This window comes from Microbulbifer maximicatervae (SeqCode), assembly GCF_052468295.1.
The window spans coordinates 3,806,978-3,823,165 of record NZ_CP174340.1; the positions used below are offsets into that span (position 1 = coordinate 3,806,978).

Consider the following 16,188-nt stretch of genomic DNA (forward strand, 5'->3'; position numbering starts at 1 on the left):
GCCATTACAAATTGAATATGAGAGCTATCGTATATTTCTTTTGTACATATAAATATTAAAAACTTCCTTTCCAAGTGCACCTAAAGAGAATTTCCACCTCCATATCCATCAATAAGCAACCGGGGCTCGTGGCCAATATGGCTATTTACTAGGATTAAATAAGGCAGTTAAACGAGGATATGTTCATGGCCTTAGCATGGGTCCTTGTGGCTAACCAGTCCCAAGCGCGAATTTTTGAAGCCAACAAACGCGCGGGAAATCTCAATGAAATCCAGGCACTTCTCCATCCAGAATCACGGCTCTCTGGCAGAGACCAAGAGAGTGATGCGCCCGGACGCACTTTCGACAGCTATGGTCAAGGAAGGCACTCAGTAGGTAATTCTGCAGGATTACATCGCCGTGAAGGTGAGAATTTTGCCAGAGAAATTGCACATACCCTGGAGAGGGGAAGACAGGAGGGCCAGTACGAAAAACTGTATATTGTTGCAGAACCCTACATGGTTGGCAGCTTGAGGGATGCCTTGAAAACTCCAACCCGCGCAACAATAGCGGGAGAAACAGGAAAAAATCTGGTGGCTTGTGAACCTGAGGAGATCCGGGCTCAGCTTCCTATTTGGCTATAGTGACTTTCGGCCAGTAGAGAGGGTCACGAGTGAACCTCTCTACGAACCCCGCTCAAGCCCTGCTTTCCATTAAAAGCTTATCAATCAGGGCATCCTTTTCAGTCCATAACTCATTTACCCACTGATTAAACTCCACCCGAAACTCCTGATCGGTTGCGTAGTCTCTCTCAAAAAACCGGCTCGGCAACTGGACTTTCTCAATGCGAACAATCACTTTCTTTAACTTACCGGAAAGAAAATCTTTAAAAGTAGGTATACCATCAGGGTAAACAATGGTGACATTCAGTAACTGGTTCAGCTGCTCACCCATACAGTGCATTGCAAAAGCAATTCCTCCGGACTTGGGCTTTAGAAGATGTTTGAAAGGCGATTGCTGTCTTTGATGCTTCTCTTTGCTAAACCTTGTTCCTTCAAGGAAGTTCATAATACTGGTGGGTATTAGCTTAAATTTTTCACAAGATTTTTTCGTCGCTTCAAGATCCTTACCGCGCATCTCTGGATGTTTTTTCAAAAATTCTTTGCTGTAACGCTTCATAAATGGAAAGTCGAGTGCCCACCAGCACATTCCAATCACAGGAACTTTGATCAACTCTTGCTTCACAAAAAATTTCAGGAATGGAATTCTTCGATTAAAAATCGACTGCATAATAAAGATATCAACCCAGCTTTGATGGTTCGCTGTGACCAGATACCATCCATGTTTATCGAGATGCTCTATCCCCTGTACATCCACCTGGGTTCTTTGGGTCAGCTTCATCCATCCTTTATTTAGGGTTATCCACATTTCTGCCCAAGAAATAAAAAAAACCATGAAAATTTTTTGCAGAAAGGCAAAAGGGAGAATAAATCTAAAAACTGAAAACAAGAGTATGGGGGCTGCACAAACCAATGTGCTAACGGCCAGCAACACCGAAGATATGACCAACAGCAAAAACGAAGGGAGAAAGTTAAACATCTAAAGGCTCTTTTAATTTTCCGGGCTTACAGGTCAGGCTCTCACGCCATATTCACAGGTTACCCGTTTCTTTTTTAATATCTTGAAATCCACTTATCACAAACTAAGCGGACTCTGCTCTCATCAGTGTATTTACATAATCCGGGCTAAAGGCTGCCTATCGCAATCAACATGGCTGTGTATATTTATGGCTCATGGGAAACTGCTCCACTGCAATAAATTCATGCGCCGAGCGCCTAGGCTTTAGCCGCGCCAGAGGCAATATCAAACCGCAGCAACTCTGGGAGAGTAACACGCATTTCAACCCCATATTTATTGACTGAATAGTCTGAATCTATCGGCGATACATCAGCGCAAACTGCACGGATAAAACCAGTGACAGCAGCCCAGTGAGCGGCCTCATTTTTTCAGCATGCCCTGGATATGAAAAGGCGCCATTGTACCCTTTCTATAATCATGGATTAGCAACTTTTATCTTCCCACGCCGCAAAGGCACGATAGTGACTGGAGCAGCGTTGCACCCTGCTAAACTTGAGGCTCCAGGTCGTAGAATTGCGCCGGGAGAATAGAATGGGAATTACAGGTAATAAGCAACACTTCCACCGCAAGCAATGGCTCAGCGTACAGCAAGCCGTTGACCACCTGAGTGCATTGTCTGAAGAGCCACTAACCAGTGCACATCTTGCAGACCTGGCCGATGAGCAGCTTCTTAACCTGTACTGGTACCGTCCAGGCCAAAAACTGTCTTTGGAAGATCACAAGGGGACCCGTGAACTGGTAGAGCCTGTCAGGCTCTGTTACGAAAATCCCAGTGACTGGCACGCCATCGTGGATATTTTGCGGAATAATCCAGCGCTGCCCGCCTACGAACATGACACTCCGCTTCTGGAAGATGCCGACGGAAACCGGCTGCGAATCACCTTCGACTATCACCAGCGGCCAGAACCGTTTAGCAGCCGCTGGTATCCTACCTATGCGGAGTTAGTACTCAAGCGCAACGATTTGGAACAACTGGAACCCCACCTGTTTACCAGCCAGGCGGTTGAGACGGGGTTTGAGCGTGAGACCCTATTGAATGTTATCTGGCAGCTGGAACAACTAGCCCTTGGGGATGAAGAGCACTCCACCAGCTGGCTGGCAGACCAATTGGCACAGCGTTCTTCCTCCCTGGACCGGCTATCTTGTGAGCGCATCCTTCAGGCGGCCGAGCGCGAAAGCTCTCCTGGGCGATCGATATAGCGCGGCATTTCCTACTAACACCTTTGACTCCTTTCCCATACTCAGGAACTCCCCATTGGTGGTAGAGCCCAAAGGCTGTACCCTAGTGGCACTTAGCAAATCTAAGTGTGACGTACTACCAATAGGAGAGAGAAGTGCAGGCCAAAAACAGCTCCTCCAGCTACGGCTGGGTAGCCATCGCCCTCCATTGGATAATGGCCCCTGCGATCATAGGGACTTTTATTCTCGGTTGGTGGATGCGCCAGCTATCCTACTACGACCCCTGGTATCAGCGAGCCCCTGAAATTCACAAAGGGGTCGGCATCATCCTGCTTGTGTTTCTACTCTTCAGGCTGGCTTGGCGCTTTGCCAACCCATCTCCGGCGAGCAACCCCCAAACACCCAACTGGCAGAAATTTGCCGCCACCGCCACACATGGGCTGATTTACCTGTTACTACTGGCAATCATGGTTTCCGGCTATCTGATTTCTACCGCCGATGGCCGTCCTATCGATGTCTTCGGCATAGTGAGTATCCCTGCAACCTTACAAGGGATTCCTAATCAGGAAGACATTGCGGGATCTATCCACGAAATCCTTGCCTGGGGCCTGATTGGACTCGTAGCAGCACATGTCTTGGCAGCCCTCAAGCATCACTTTATTGACCGTGACGGCACACTGCGCAGAATCCTTGGCATCCGTGTAAAGGGTTCTACAGACGATCACTCACACGTACAAACAACACTCTCAACCACCAAATAAGGAAAAAATGACATGAAGAAGCTCTCTGTATTTCTTATTGCAGCTCTGATGGGGACTGTAGCTCAAGCAGCGGAATACAAAATCGACACCAAAGGAGCTCACGCTTTTGTGCAGTTTCGTATCAAGCACCTTGGATACAGCTGGCTGTACGGCCGTTTCGATGACTTCAACGGCTCCTTCTTTTACGATGAAAAGCAGCCAGAAAAATCTTCTATCAATGTCGACATCGATGTAACCAGCCTCAACAGCAATCACGCTGAGCGAGACAAGCACCTGCGCAGCGATGACTTCCTCGATACCGCAAAATTCCCCACTGCTACTTTCAAGAGCACTAGCTTTGAACCTCTGGAAGACGGCAAAGCCCGTCTAAATGGCGAACTGACTCTGCGCGGTATCACTAAGCCAATCACAATTGACGTTACCAATATCGGTGGCGGTAAAGACCCTTGGGGCGGCTACCGCCAGGGCTTCAGTGGAACCACTGAGTTCGAGCTGAAAGAATTCGGTATCAAATCCCTAGGCCCAGCCTCGCAGAAAGTTGAGATGATCCTGGATATCGAAGGTATCCGTATCTAACAACAAAAAAGTACACCCCTGAGCCCGGAAATTCCTCCGGGCTCCCCCCTAACTGCGCTTCGCAACACTCCAATAAACAACGCAAGCAGCAGCCGCAGCCAATAGCCAGTCGACGCCTGCCATCAACCCTCTCGGTAAGAAAAAAGCTAGCATTGTGATGACAAGACATGTCCCCAATAAAGTCAGCAGTGCTCGCGGGTTCCAGCCACAGAAATAGTAATAACGCCCATCACTATCGCTGTAATACAACTGCTCTACCTCCATCTGGCCCTTCTCTATTAAGTAGTAGTGAGACAATATGACACCGTAGGCAGGCGCCAGGAAAACCCCCACCCAGTTTACGAACGCCACTAAACCGATTTGTTTGATAACAGCGGGCCACAACGCACTAATCAGAAAGGCCAGAAACAGCGTTATCAATGCCGCCCTACGAAACCCCAGGTACTTTGGCAGAAGATTTGAAATATCGTTAACTGGAGCCACAAAGTTCGCCACCACATTGATACCGGCCGTTGCTGTAAAAAAAACAACCGCGGCGATCAATGACAGCTCCAGATTCCCAAGCTTCTGCACAATATCAGTGGGATTTGCCAAGTTCTGGTGGAAAACTGACTGGGCGGCGATAGTGGTGAACAGAACAATTATCGCAAAGCCAGTCATGTTTATAGTGATTCCCAGCCAATTTCCCCTTCGCATAACAGACACGCTCTTACAGAAGCGAGCAAAATCTCCATAACTTAGGATTATCGGCGCATAGAGAGCCAACATAGTACCTATGACTTTGATGAGCTGGACCAAGCCATCGCCCCAGGATGCTATAGACCGATCAAAGAACGTAGCAACAGCAAATGCAAACTGTCCGTCACTGCGAACCACTAGCATCCACAACAGCGCTAGCATCACTCCGTAGACACAGGGTGCAGCCAGGTTGATAAACCAACGGATCGTATTGATACCTTTGAAAAATAGAAGAGCTTGAAATAATGAGACAAGTACGAGGGAAGCCCAATCGATCCGGTCCATTGCCAGCCACTGCTCTCCGACAGCTTGTGGCCACCACTCTCTCAGTAATAAAGACATGGCATGGGCAGCAAACCAAGTCTGCGCACCGTACCAAAATACTGCCACGCTCCCCCGAAGCAACGCCGGGACGTTAGCACCTCGGATCCCCATACTCGCCCTGGCCAATACGGGAAACGGTATACCGTATTTAACACTCGGTTCACCGATTAAATTTAACAGGATGATAATTAAAATTGCTGCAATAGCGATCCCAGCGAGAACCAGCCAAGCATTCGTATTGGTACCGAGGAATAGGGTTGCCGCCAGGGTATAGCCAGCGAGACTTTGTGCGGCGTTGGCCCAAAGGTTAAAAATCGTCAGAGTGCCCCAGCGTTTTGCTTCGGGCTTCACTACCGCTAAATTTTCATTCTTTAGCTGCAAAGTGCCACCTAAGTGCATCTGATAAATAACGCGCCGAAGCAGCTACTTCAAATCAACCTTTTCAACAATGACATACAAGCCGTCAAAAGTGCCAAATTTAACGGTTAATAATATATATTCTCTTTTACAATTGAGACTTATTTTCAATAACAGCAAAAGTGGTAACCATTTACCAAATTAGTAGTAATGCCGCTAGCACCGACGTACAACTGTGAAATATATTGTGTAGTCATCGATTAAAGTAGATGCGATCGACAAAGATACAAGCAAGTATCCATTAAACGAGTGTGCAGCCGTGTATTTGGAGAACATTAACCAAGTCACAAGTAAAAGTACGAAAAGGTCTTTAAGATTTTTGACGGCGGCACAACTTTTCAGCGAAAATGGAAGCAATTACTGACAATTATTGCACTCCCCTAGAGACAGTTATCAAGGGAGCGCAAAAATAGAACAATTTCCAAAAATCGTAGTGACTAAATCATTCAGAACTGGGGCAATCCTCTCCGAGACAAGCAGTGGGATAGCGGCGCAGAACAGCGCCCATCACAACAAGTAGTGTCTCAGCTCGGGGGAATGATCGCCACAAATGGAAAGCCAAGACTCCGTTCTGCTGAGGTACTCGCAGGACAATCACAGCAGGCACCCACCAGTATGATTGAACTTTGTCGCAATCAGGCCACAACTTGAGCTGGCCACGACAGAAGGGTAGGAATATGGCTTGCTTACAGCATCCAGATAGGGAACAACCAGTTTACTTAATGGCACACCACACCATTGGGCGCCGGCAGGGTGCAGTAGACACAAGAATCACAAGTGCTGAGATATCGGGCATCCATGCCGCAGTGCAGTGGACCGGTACACATTGGAATATCCGCGACCTGAGTCGCAATGGCACCTGGCTAAATGGCCAGCAGCTGGTGCCAGCTAAGAGTTACCCACTTCAAACTGGCGACAAGATCGCATTTGGACGAGCCAACAATCCAGCCTGGATTGTTGAGAACCTCGACGGTCCAGAGAATTTGCTGATCGATATCCAATCCGGCGAAGCTCAGCAGCTGGAGCAGTTTCACCTGCTGCCCAATGAAAATGAGCCCCTTGCCAGCTTGCAGTACAGCCCCCTCACCGGGCAGTGGCTATACGAGTTTACCGGTGCATCCGCTGACGATGGCGATAAAGTCCTGGTCAATCATGGCGATCGTATAGATTGTGGACTTAATAGCTGGCAGCTTTTCCTGGCGGACAACCAAGGGGCAACGAAAGAGTTGTCACTGCAGCAGCTGTCTATTGTCGACTTTGAGCTGAAGTTCTCTGTGAGCTCCCACGAAGAGCATGTGCAGTTACAACTTCAGCGTGAAGGCATGAAGCAGTCCTTACCAGCAAGAATCCACAATTATCTCTTGTTGTACCTTGCCCGTGCCCGTCACAAAGATATGCAGAGCGGTATGGATACTGATTCCCAAGGCTGGGTTTCTATTCAGGTAGCCACCCATGAACTAGGCATCACAGTTAACCACCTTAACACCCAGATTTTCCGTGCCCGCAAACAAATCTCAGAATCGCTCCCTGATGCAGTGGATACTTCGAATCTGGTAGAGCGTCGATCCTGGGAAATCCGCATTGGCTGCCCGCAATTCGAAATTTACAAAGGCAACCAGCTCGAGGCGAAAACAGAGCCTGAAGCGGTATAGCTTCATCTCCAGAAAGGGGGCTTAAGGCTAAGCCCCTTCATTACCTATTCAGTAATTATTTGCCAGGGTGGCGGAGCTGAATCTCTTATCCCTCGGCAAGAATTACAATGTCAGCGCAACCACCCTCTTATATCGGCCGGTACAAAATCATCAGGCAGCTTGGAGCCGGGGGAATGGGAGTTGTGTACCTCGCCAAAGATGAGCGACTTAACCGAGAAGTCGCTATAAAACGATTGCTCAACAACTCTGAAGACGAATCTGCCTCACAGCGAATTCGCCAGGAAGCATTACTACTCGCACAACTAAACCACAACCATATCGTACAAATTTATGATGTTGTGGAGGAGCAGAACGATGTAGCCCTGGTTATGGAGTATGTTGATGGCCGCCCACTCACCTATTGGGCACGGGAGTTTAACCCCAGCCTCCGCCAGAAAATCCAGCTACTCAAGCAAATCACTACCGGTCTTGCGCGTGCCCATGCTGCTGGAATTATTCACCGCGACTTGAAAGCTGACAACATCCTTATTGACAGCAATAACATCGCAAAAATCGCTGACTTTGGAATTGCGCGGAGCTGGCAGGATACGAAAGAAATTACCCGCGAGCAGCATATCGCCGGCAGCTGGTACGCAATGTCTCCCGAGCAGGCCCTCGGCGAGAAACTGGATAACCGCTGTGACTTATTTGCCCTGGGAATGCTTGCCTATCACCTACTTTGTGATCAGCCTCCGTTCGGCAAGCATGGAAGCCCATACGTTATTATCGATCGAATCATCAACAACCCGCACCCACCCGCAGGGGTCATAAACCCCGGACTTCCTACGGAGCTGTGCAAGTTACTGGATAAACTGCTGGCCAAAAACCCGGACAAACGCCCTCTCAGTGCTGCCGTTGTAACCACCGATTTGGATGTGATATTGAGTCAATTAACATCGGATCATGAAACCGCCGATGACCATGACATCACGATCACCACTGAGGACTTTCATGTACAACATCGACGTAAAAACAAAGGACGCAAACTTCTAGCCGGCATACTCCTGGTATTCGGTGCGATGTTACTCGGCTTAACCGCCGCTGTTTTTCCTGAACTTTCTCTATGGGGAAGTAAAGAACCCTCAGCAAAGTACATTGCGATTATTGAGCCAGACTTATCTAACCTGCACAACCGAGAGGAAAGGCTACTAGCCAATAACCTTCTCAGCTCCATCAAGCAGGGGCTTTCCGATCAACCAGCGCTACTACTGGTACCCTATTCGGAGTCCCAGCAACTAAAAGGCAAGCCCTTGCGCGAGCAGGCGCAAGCGCTCAATGCACAGCTGCTGCTACAATTTGCCCTGAACTGTGAGGCCCCCGCCTGTGAAGCTTCTTTTGCCCTGATAGAAACCGAAGGGTTTACTGAAACCGCCAACCGCAGCACCATGCTAAACCTGGATGCGCCGCTAGAGAGCCGCTCACGCATCTTGCAACAGCTGCACTATCTACTTCCCAACTACCCAACAGGAAGCCAAGGAGCTCAGTTCAACCTTAGCCCTGAAGATTACCAGCAATACCTCGAGATATTCGAACAGCGCAATAATGAAGCTAATGTTGCCGGGGCAATTACCAAAATTGAGGCTCTGCTAAAAAGGAACCCCTACTTCCCCTCCTACTATGAACTGCTAGCGGATCTATTAGCCACCCACCTATATCATTCGCGGGATATCAAAATACGTGGCCGACTCACAGGGCTTCTCAACAACATACCAACAAAGATTTCCAACCACCCAACGGTGTTGGTCACTAAGGTACGCATAGCCATCTTCCAGGCAGATACAGAGCTCACAGAGGCCTTACTTGCAAAACTAAAGCTGCGACTGCCTGATCAGGCTCTCTACTACTTCCTGCGCGCAAAAGCCTACCTGCGAAGGGGGAATTACAACCGTGCGCTGGAAGTCATTAACCAAGCACTCAACATTCGTACCAGCCCTCTTTATCTTCGCCAAAAGGCTTTGACACTGACCCTGATGGGGCAAATGGAAAAAGCGAGGCCTTACCTTTTACATGCGATCCGTCTCAACAATCAATATATTGATGCTATCTCCCTACTCGCAGCCAATGAATTGGATTCAGGCCGTCCCAAAGAGTCTATCCGGCTCCTTAGTAAGGTGGGCTTAAAGCATTTAGGGGACCGGGATACCTTCAACCTTTGCTTGTCCTATTACATCGAACACCAGCTACAGGATACGAAAAACTGCCTGAGCCATATTGCTGAACGAGCTCCTAACGATCCCCATGTATACCTGCTGCTGGCAGAGATTGCCCGCCTGGAAAATAGACAGCCGCAATCACAAGAGTTTGCCCAGCGCGCCCTAACCTTGGCACAAGAGCAGGAGGACTGGCTTGGATTGTTACTGCGGGCAAGGGCCTACTCCGAGCTGGGCCAGGGTGAGCAAGCCATTGAGACACTATTAAAGATGGATAACACCGCTCCAGACGGTCTATTTGTCAATTACAGCCGCGCCCAGGTTTACATGGCCAGCGGCGATATGCTTTCCGCTAAAGCCTACATAAGAAAGACTTTGGAGTTAGGCATGGCTCCAGTGTGGTTCACAACAATTGGCTTTCAACCTATTTGTACCCTGGCAAGTTTTGATGATATACGCGCCAACTACCCTACATTATGTTCTGACAGGACTGACACTTAAACATTAAAAAACAAATCAAACAGAATGGAATAACGTGAACCATTTCCCTTTAGGAGGGGACAGATGCCTTCACGAAATTGTACTATCAGGTAAAATCCCCTATCCATCCGAGAAGAATACAATACAATGGACGTAGTTGCGTTGGAAAAAACTGAGGAATATCAAGGCCGTTACAGGGTTGAGCGCACCCTGGGTGCTGGTGGTATGGGGGTTGTTTACTTGGCCGAAGATATCAAACTTCGGCGAAAGGTAGCTATTAAGCGCCTCCGTTCTGACTTGAGCGGAAACTCTGCAGAGGCCCGTTTTCGCAGCGAAGCCGAACTTCTAGCCAGGTTGAACCATCCAAATATTGTGCGGCTTTATGACGTACTGGAGGAAAATAATGGGATCGCCCTTGTTATGGAGCTGGTTGAGGGTGTCACTCTTAAAGAATGGCTTCGCGAAAACAGCCCCACCCTGGCAATAAAGCTCGACTTGTTGATGCAAATATGTCAAGGGCTAAGTAAGGCTCACTCCCTAGGTATTATTCATCGCGACCTGAAGCTTGAAAATATCCTTGTCACTAATGATGGCGTAGCAAAAATCACCGACTTTGGCATCGCCAAGGCGCTGGACTGTGACCAACAGCTGACCAGAGAGGACCATATTGCTGGCAGCATACAGGCGATGTCCCCAGAGCAGGTTCAGGGCACGCCCCTTGATGCTCGCAGTGATTTATTTAGCTTGGGCAGTATTGCCTACGAACTACTTTGCAACAACAAGCCCTTTGAACGTGGAGATTTAAATGCGCTAGCCTTTGCCCAGCAGATCTGCAGCGCGCCCCATACTCCTCCACAAACCCACTGGGCAGAAATACCTAAGCCACTTGTAGCACTACTCGATAGACTCTTAAGTAAGCGCCCCGAGCAACGCCCAGACTCTGCCCAGCAAGTTTTCGAAGCTCTTTCTTTAGTCCGCCATCATGGCATTGATGCTGACACCCAACAATACTCTGAAACAGTAACACAGTTGCTTATCAAACCGCGCAAGAAATATAACCGTCTGACTAAATGGTTAGCCGGCTTTACTGTTTTAGCTACAGCTGTAACATGGGGCTGGAAAACTTATTCTAAGTTGCCCCCCAAATATATTGCAGTACTTCCTGTCGAATTTAGCGGAAAAACAACCGATCAAAACACGGACACTCTAGTCGCCGCTATGGTGCGCCAAGCTCTTATGAGCACACCAAGCCACCTAAAATCAAGCGCCTTAGTAAGCTATAACCCCCGAAAACAAGCCAGCCTAGATGACCAATTACAACGGCTGAAGGAAAAGGGGATTACTGATGCTTTAGCAGCACGTTTAGAGTGCATGCAATTGCGTTGCAACATCGAAATACAAGTTATTAACCCGTTAGACAAACAAGTCAAAAAGCAAATTTCTTTTATATTTCTTACAGGTCAACAGAGACAAGAATCCCAATATTCAATACGGAATAGCGCCATAGATCTATTTCCAAGCAAATACCATAAAGAGTCGGTCGCCGATGTTAGAATGGCGCCTGAAGACTATACTCGGTATCTTTCTACAATTACGAAATTTGCGAGTACCGCTACCGAACCAGAAGATTTAGAAATATCAAAAGAGTTGATTGGCAAATATCCAAAAAACTCAAACCTATACTCCCTATATGCGAAAATAGCCACTAAACAATATTTGGCTAGCAACGATACCAGCCTACTTACATCGGCTCTTGGGATATTAGCCAGTGCAGAATCTACTGGGGCCGACAAAACTGCTCTTCTTGAAGCCCAACTTTATATTAAGTCCACAGGCATAGATAGAGCGGGATTTGAAGCGATATTAAATAAACTTCAGGCTAAAGGATACCCCTCTGCACACATACTTGCTCAATATGCCCGATTCTACTATTCCCAAGAAAATTATAAGCAAGGCCTCTATTATGCAGAGCAAGCCTCAACTCTAAACCCCTCCGCACTGAACTTATACTTGGTTGCAATAAACCAATTTCAAATCGCAAACTATGACGAAGCAAGAAAAACTTTAGGTATCCTTCTAGAAAAGCATCCAGATTTCTGGTCGGCTCATGCTGTTATTGGGGTAATTGAATTAGAACAAGGAAACCTGGAAATCGCCCAAAAGGCTTTCATTGCAATTCCAGAACAATTTCGAAGCTTAACCTCCGAAGCCAATTTAGGGGTAGTTTATTTTCTGCAAGGGAAATATCAGGAAGCATTAGACAAATATAAAAAAGTGCTATCTATATCACCGCAGAACTTAACTACGATATATCAAACTGCAGAAACCTATCAAATGCTGGGAAATAACCAGCTCGCAATAAATGAGTATGAAAAGATATTAAAGCTAACCTCAAATATTAAGGATGGAGATCAAAGCCTCAGAAAGTATCGAATCCGAGCAATAGCCCTGGCGAACCTTAACCAGCATGCTGAATCAATAGTAATACTTAACAAGCTGCTTAAAATGAACCAAGATGACACCGATATCACCTACAGTGCGGCCCTTATCTATGCCCTTTCCGAGGAATGGCGATCAGCAAGTTACTATATAGAAGAGCTAATTGAGCTAGGAATGGGGGCAGAGTGGTTTGCCTTACCGGCATTTAAAAAACTCTGCACCCAACCCCAAACCTCACAAAAAGTTATGTCCACTATTTGCGACTAAAGCGGCTCATTAACCGGAAATGGGTCAACCTGCGCCTCTGGATCCCCAGAGACAAAGTGCGCACCGGTTTCCGCATCCACGCACATCCACAGGAAAGAGAAGTTATCGGGGATATCTTCTCTATCCCTGATTTTAATAATCAGTTTAGTGAATTCGCCATCCACCTCTTTAGCGCGAGCACGGAACTGGTGACGAAAATCTGGGCTCAGGGCAATAAGACCATCTAACTTATGGTTCTGACGATAGCGAACAAACTCCAACTCACGACCCGGTACTTGCGATAAATCCAGAGTCACCTCCAGAGTCAATACTGCACGCTTATGGATTTTGAAGTGCATATTGCCAAAGTGCTCTTCAGGGTTAGCCGCATTAAACAGCGGCCAGTATTGAGGCTTACCATCTTCTTGCTCTTTAGGCTGAAGAACCAAATCTAGCTTTAACCCTTCTTTAGGCACCTTCACGTCAAGTACAGGTAGGTCAGCACAATTGACCATATTTCCATTCCCCTCTAAAAATTTGTTATATGGTGTCACTAAAGGACGTATTATCTTGTGTAAACTACGTCCGTGACTGCGTCATCATAACCAGCCCCAATCTTAAATCATCCAGCAGGGCTGAAACTTACCGCCCCTGATTGATGGCCCCGATCATCGACGGCTATAACAATAACAATCTTATCAAGCGCAAAATTTGGCACCCGTGCCCGGGCAACCCTATCCAATTGACTCGATTAAGACTTTGCACCTATCGATCCTAGCTTGGCCACTCAGTCTGTGCCCCCCTTCAACCCCTGGCATCACATTGGGGATAGGGGGTAAGTAAATCTATCCGAATTTTGCTGCGGGCTGCCTTTCCATGGCGAGGTAATTGTTCCCACAAGCACCTACCCCCACCCTCAACTGGAACACAATGTACATACTTAAGGATCACAGGTCGATCACACGCCATTACAGATAATTTCGCAAAATATATTTGTTGAAAGGCATAAAGTCATCATATGCCAAAATAATTACACGATAAATTCATAATAAAAGAAAAAAGAAGAGTGGGAAAGTTTTTCCTTCCCCATCACGTAAATATCTAAATAAAGATAAGACGCTATATTATTAAAATAAATATAAAAATATTTTGAACTCTTACTGAAAGCGACTAACGCCCCCTCAGATAATTTATTCTTATCAAGGCCACACCAAAAATGTTTATTCAAAGCTATTCAGCAAAACCGATGGCAGACAATCTCTTTAGCCAAGCAATAACCTTTACAACTAAATCAGAAAATAAAAAAAACCGGCAGTAATAAAACTGCCGGTCCGAAATGATGGTCCCAACCATCGACGGTTACAACAACACTATCAAGAGCAAAATTTGGCATCCATGCCCGGACAAGCTCATCCAAGAGAACCGACTAAGACTCTACACCTGCCAATTCCAGCTTGACCGTTCAGCTTGCGCTGAATCCCTTTATTTCATCGCGCCAAGGCTGCGAGGAAATTAAATCCTGTTTAAACGTTGTGGGGGCTGCCTTTCCATGGCGAGGTAACCATTATCACAGCCACCTACCCCCTCAACTGGAAGCTACTGTACAGATTTCCAAATTACAGATCGATCACGCCAAAACACAGCAAATTACACACTAATTGCCCACCAAGTGTTTTATGCGCCGCACAGGACTGTTAGAGTCACCATATAACAAAAAGCATCACGTAGTGAGGACACAATGGAAGCGAACCTAGAAGATGTAAAAATTCTCTCTCCCCGCCGCAATAGCACCGAGGCAAAAAATATTGATGAACTGGCAAAAGAGCAATTGCGGCACTTTTGTATTGATAGTGAATCAGAACATGGAAAACTGTTAGAACAGACCGCAACCCTGCTCTACCAGGCACAAGGAAATCTGAGCCAGCTGTGGAGCCAGGTTACGGACACACTCCAGCGCTTAGACAAGTCTGACAAGATTGCCTATTTCAATGCCAAGCGCTTTATGAGTTTCCAGCTGGCAAAATTATTGGACACCTTACAAAACCCATTGCGAGCCAGCTTTCAAAGCCTGCAGGGGGACGACTTTAATATCACCACACGGGGCGGTTACCCCCTGTTCGATAATATTCCCGCTATTTTTTCTGCAACCCCGGTAATTGCCCGCACGGCAACTTACATTTATGCCTGCACCGAGTGGGTGGACGATGCTTTCCGTGGGCGCGAGCCAAGCCACGATATTTATTCACGTTTACTCAACCCCACTTCCATTTCCCTGGCCAATGCTATTGTGGATTTGGAATGCGGACCTGAAGCCAGTGAATATATGGCCTGGAATTTTAATTCCGGTATGGCTGCAATCGATGCACTCCTATCAAATCAATTGCGCCACGGGGATATCTTAATTGTTTCCAGGAATATCTATGGCGGCACTCACCAACTATTACAGGATTTCTACGCGCGCAAAGATAAGCTGTCTATCAATCTGGCCTGGTTTGATGGCACTACCGGTGAAGAGTTTGAAAAGCTATTGGCTGATACCCGGCAAACACATATAGACGCAATCAGTGCCGGAGCAAAAATACATGTCTATATTGAGTCTCCATGCAATCCCCACGGGATCATGCTGGATGTACCGGCTATTTGTAAAACCGCTCACCGGGAAAATATCCTGGTAAGCCTGGATGCCACCCTGGCAACCCCTTTCCTATACCAGCCACTACGCCGCAAAGATAGGGAAGAGAGACCGGATTTTGTTGTTCACTCCTACACCAAGGATATCGGTGGCACCGGTGCCGCTACTGCCGGTGTGGTTATCGGCGAAAACCACCGCATGTTTATCCCTAAAGGCGACAGCGCAAAAGGCCTTAATTGGGATCAGTGCATGTTCTGGGATGTTTATTACATCAAGGGGGCTTTCCTGGATGCAGATAAGGCCTGGGAAGTGCATTGCGGTATGCGCACCCTGGAAATGCGCATGCTCACCAAGTGCATTAATACTTTGAGCCTCAGCCATTTCTTCGCCAGTCACAGCAAGATTCGTGTCAACAGCCATGCAGTGGAAACCCATCCCAATTCCGGGCTGCGAGAGTCACTGATGCGCTACCAGTTCCCCACACCATTATTCAGCATTGATATGGAAGCTGCGCAAATTCCCACCGAGGCCTTTAAAAGTTTCTTTGACGCGCTGGAGCCCGCTTTCGGGCAGATGGTGAGCTTGGGCCAGACAAATACCATGGTGCTCTGCCCTGCCCTGACATCTCACTCAGAGCTATCACCTGAAGCTATGGAAGCGGCGGGGATATTCCCAACCACTATCCGAATTTCTGTTGGGGATGAAAATATGGCGCAGATGGCCGCCCATGTGATCAACTGCGCGCGCCTGCATCTCGATCCAGTTAGCCCTGGTTTTAGCGAGGGCTTTATCGCTCCGGAAGAGGCCGACAAACTCTTCAGCCGCTTTTATCTCGAGTCGCACCAAAAAGTGATAGAGACACAGCCAAAAATTGTGGACTATCTCTAACCATCCAAAACAAAACCATCACCGGTAGATAGCGCCGGTGATGGGCGCTT

Annotated in this window: 11 protein-coding genes; 8 read left to right on the plus strand and 3 right to left on the minus strand. The window is 47.5% G+C overall.

Annotated features, from left to right (window positions below; genetic code table 11):
- The first annotated feature begins 185 nt into the window (after nt 1–185).
- Nucleotides 186–623 carry a host attachment protein gene (locus tag ACJJIQ_RS16990; protein WP_413663346.1) on the plus strand — a complete coding sequence of 146 codons (438 nt, stop codon included), beginning with the start codon at nt 186–188 and terminating at the stop codon, nt 621–623.
- Nucleotides 624–675: 52 nt separating this feature from the next.
- On the opposite strand, the gene yihG is transcribed toward ACJJIQ_RS16990, so the two are convergent.
- On the minus strand, nt 676–1,578 hold the full coding sequence (gene yihG, locus ACJJIQ_RS16995; protein WP_445362525.1) for a 1-acylglycerol-3-phosphate O-acyltransferase, YihG family: 903 nt from the start codon (nt 1,576–1,578) through the stop codon (nt 676–678).
- A gap of 570 nt (nt 1,579–2,148) precedes the next feature.
- On the opposite strand from yihG, the gene ACJJIQ_RS17000 reads away from it, so the two are divergent.
- From ACJJIQ_RS17000 to ACJJIQ_RS17010, 3 genes are all read left to right on the plus strand, one after another.
- Entirely contained in the window at nt 2,149–2,817 is a 669-nt protein-coding gene (locus tag ACJJIQ_RS17000) for a hypothetical protein (protein ID WP_444896074.1), read from the plus strand.
- Between the two features lie 134 nt (nt 2,818–2,951).
- Entirely contained in the window at nt 2,952–3,557 is a 606-nt protein-coding gene (locus tag ACJJIQ_RS17005; RefSeq protein ID WP_444896073.1) for a cytochrome b, read from the plus strand.
- Nucleotides 3,558–3,569: 12 nt separating this feature from the next.
- Nucleotides 3,570–4,133: a YceI family protein gene (locus ACJJIQ_RS17010; RefSeq protein WP_108734532.1), complete on the plus strand. Its 564-nt coding sequence runs from the start codon at nt 3,570–3,572 to the stop codon at nt 4,131–4,133.
- Between the two features lie 48 nt (nt 4,134–4,181).
- Here ACJJIQ_RS17010 and ACJJIQ_RS17015 read toward each other — a convergent pair whose 3' ends face one another.
- Nucleotides 4,182–5,576 (minus strand): cytosine permease, encoded by a 1,395-nt coding sequence (locus ACJJIQ_RS17015; protein ID WP_445362526.1) that lies wholly within the window; start codon nt 5,574–5,576, stop codon nt 4,182–4,184.
- A 713-nt stretch (nt 5,577–6,289) separates the two neighbouring features.
- On the opposite strand from ACJJIQ_RS17015, the gene ACJJIQ_RS17020 reads away from it, so the two are divergent.
- The 3 genes from ACJJIQ_RS17020 (at nt 6,290) to ACJJIQ_RS17030 (ending at nt 12,639) form a co-directional block, all read left to right on the plus strand.
- Complete coding sequence (locus tag ACJJIQ_RS17020) at nt 6,290–7,264, plus strand: FHA domain-containing protein (protein ID WP_445362527.1); 975 nt, start codon at nt 6,290–6,292, stop codon at nt 7,262–7,264.
- Nucleotides 7,265–7,371: 107 nt separating this feature from the next.
- Nucleotides 7,372–9,954: a protein kinase domain-containing protein gene (locus ACJJIQ_RS17025; protein ID WP_445362528.1), complete on the plus strand. Its 2,583-nt coding sequence runs from the start codon at nt 7,372–7,374 to the stop codon at nt 9,952–9,954.
- Between the two features lie 126 nt (nt 9,955–10,080).
- The gene (locus tag ACJJIQ_RS17030; RefSeq protein WP_445362529.1) at nt 10,081–12,639 is read left to right on the plus strand and encodes a protein kinase domain-containing protein; all 2,559 of its coding nucleotides are present in this window, start codon (nt 10,081–10,083) and stop codon (nt 12,637–12,639) included.
- Here the strand turns inward: ACJJIQ_RS17030 and ACJJIQ_RS17035 are convergent.
- Nucleotides 12,636–13,133 (minus strand): hypothetical protein, encoded by a 498-nt coding sequence (locus tag ACJJIQ_RS17035; RefSeq protein WP_445362530.1) that lies wholly within the window; start codon nt 13,131–13,133, stop codon nt 12,636–12,638. The two genes, ACJJIQ_RS17030 and ACJJIQ_RS17035, sit on opposite strands and share 4 nt — an antisense overlap.
- Nucleotides 13,134–14,356: 1,223 nt before the next feature.
- Between ACJJIQ_RS17035 and ACJJIQ_RS17040 the strand changes: the two genes are divergently transcribed.
- Nucleotides 14,357–16,138 (plus strand): trans-sulfuration enzyme family protein, encoded by a 1,782-nt coding sequence (locus ACJJIQ_RS17040; RefSeq protein WP_445362531.1) that lies wholly within the window; start codon nt 14,357–14,359, stop codon nt 16,136–16,138.
- The last annotated feature ends 50 nt before the right edge of the window (nt 16,139–16,188 follow it).

Bases quoted from the DNA above. Each gene is read 5' to 3' on its own strand.
- ACJJIQ_RS17030 (WP_445362529.1), top strand. From the start codon at position 10,081: ATGGACGTAGTTGCGTTGGAAAAAACTGAGGAATATCAAGGCCGTTAC.
- ACJJIQ_RS17040 (WP_445362531.1), top strand. From the start codon at position 14,357: ATGGAAGCGAACCTAGAAGATGTAAAAATTCTCTCTCCCCGCCGCAAT.
- ACJJIQ_RS17000 (WP_444896074.1), top strand. From the start codon at position 2,149: ATGGGAATTACAGGTAATAAGCAACACTTCCACCGCAAGCAATGGCTC.
- ACJJIQ_RS17020 (WP_445362527.1), top strand. From the start codon at position 6,290: ATGGCTTGCTTACAGCATCCAGATAGGGAACAACCAGTTTACTTAATG.
- ACJJIQ_RS17035 (WP_445362530.1), bottom strand. From the start codon at position 13,133: ATGGTCAATTGTGCTGACCTACCTGTACTTGACGTGAAGGTGCCTAAA.
- yihG (WP_445362525.1), bottom strand. From the start codon at position 1,578: ATGTTTAACTTTCTCCCTTCGTTTTTGCTGTTGGTCATATCTTCGGTG.
- ACJJIQ_RS16990 (WP_413663346.1), top strand. From the start codon at position 186: ATGGCCTTAGCATGGGTCCTTGTGGCTAACCAGTCCCAAGCGCGAATT.
- ACJJIQ_RS17025 (WP_445362528.1), top strand. From the start codon at position 7,372: ATGTCAGCGCAACCACCCTCTTATATCGGCCGGTACAAAATCATCAGG.
- ACJJIQ_RS17010 (WP_108734532.1), top strand. From the start codon at position 3,570: ATGAAGAAGCTCTCTGTATTTCTTATTGCAGCTCTGATGGGGACTGTA.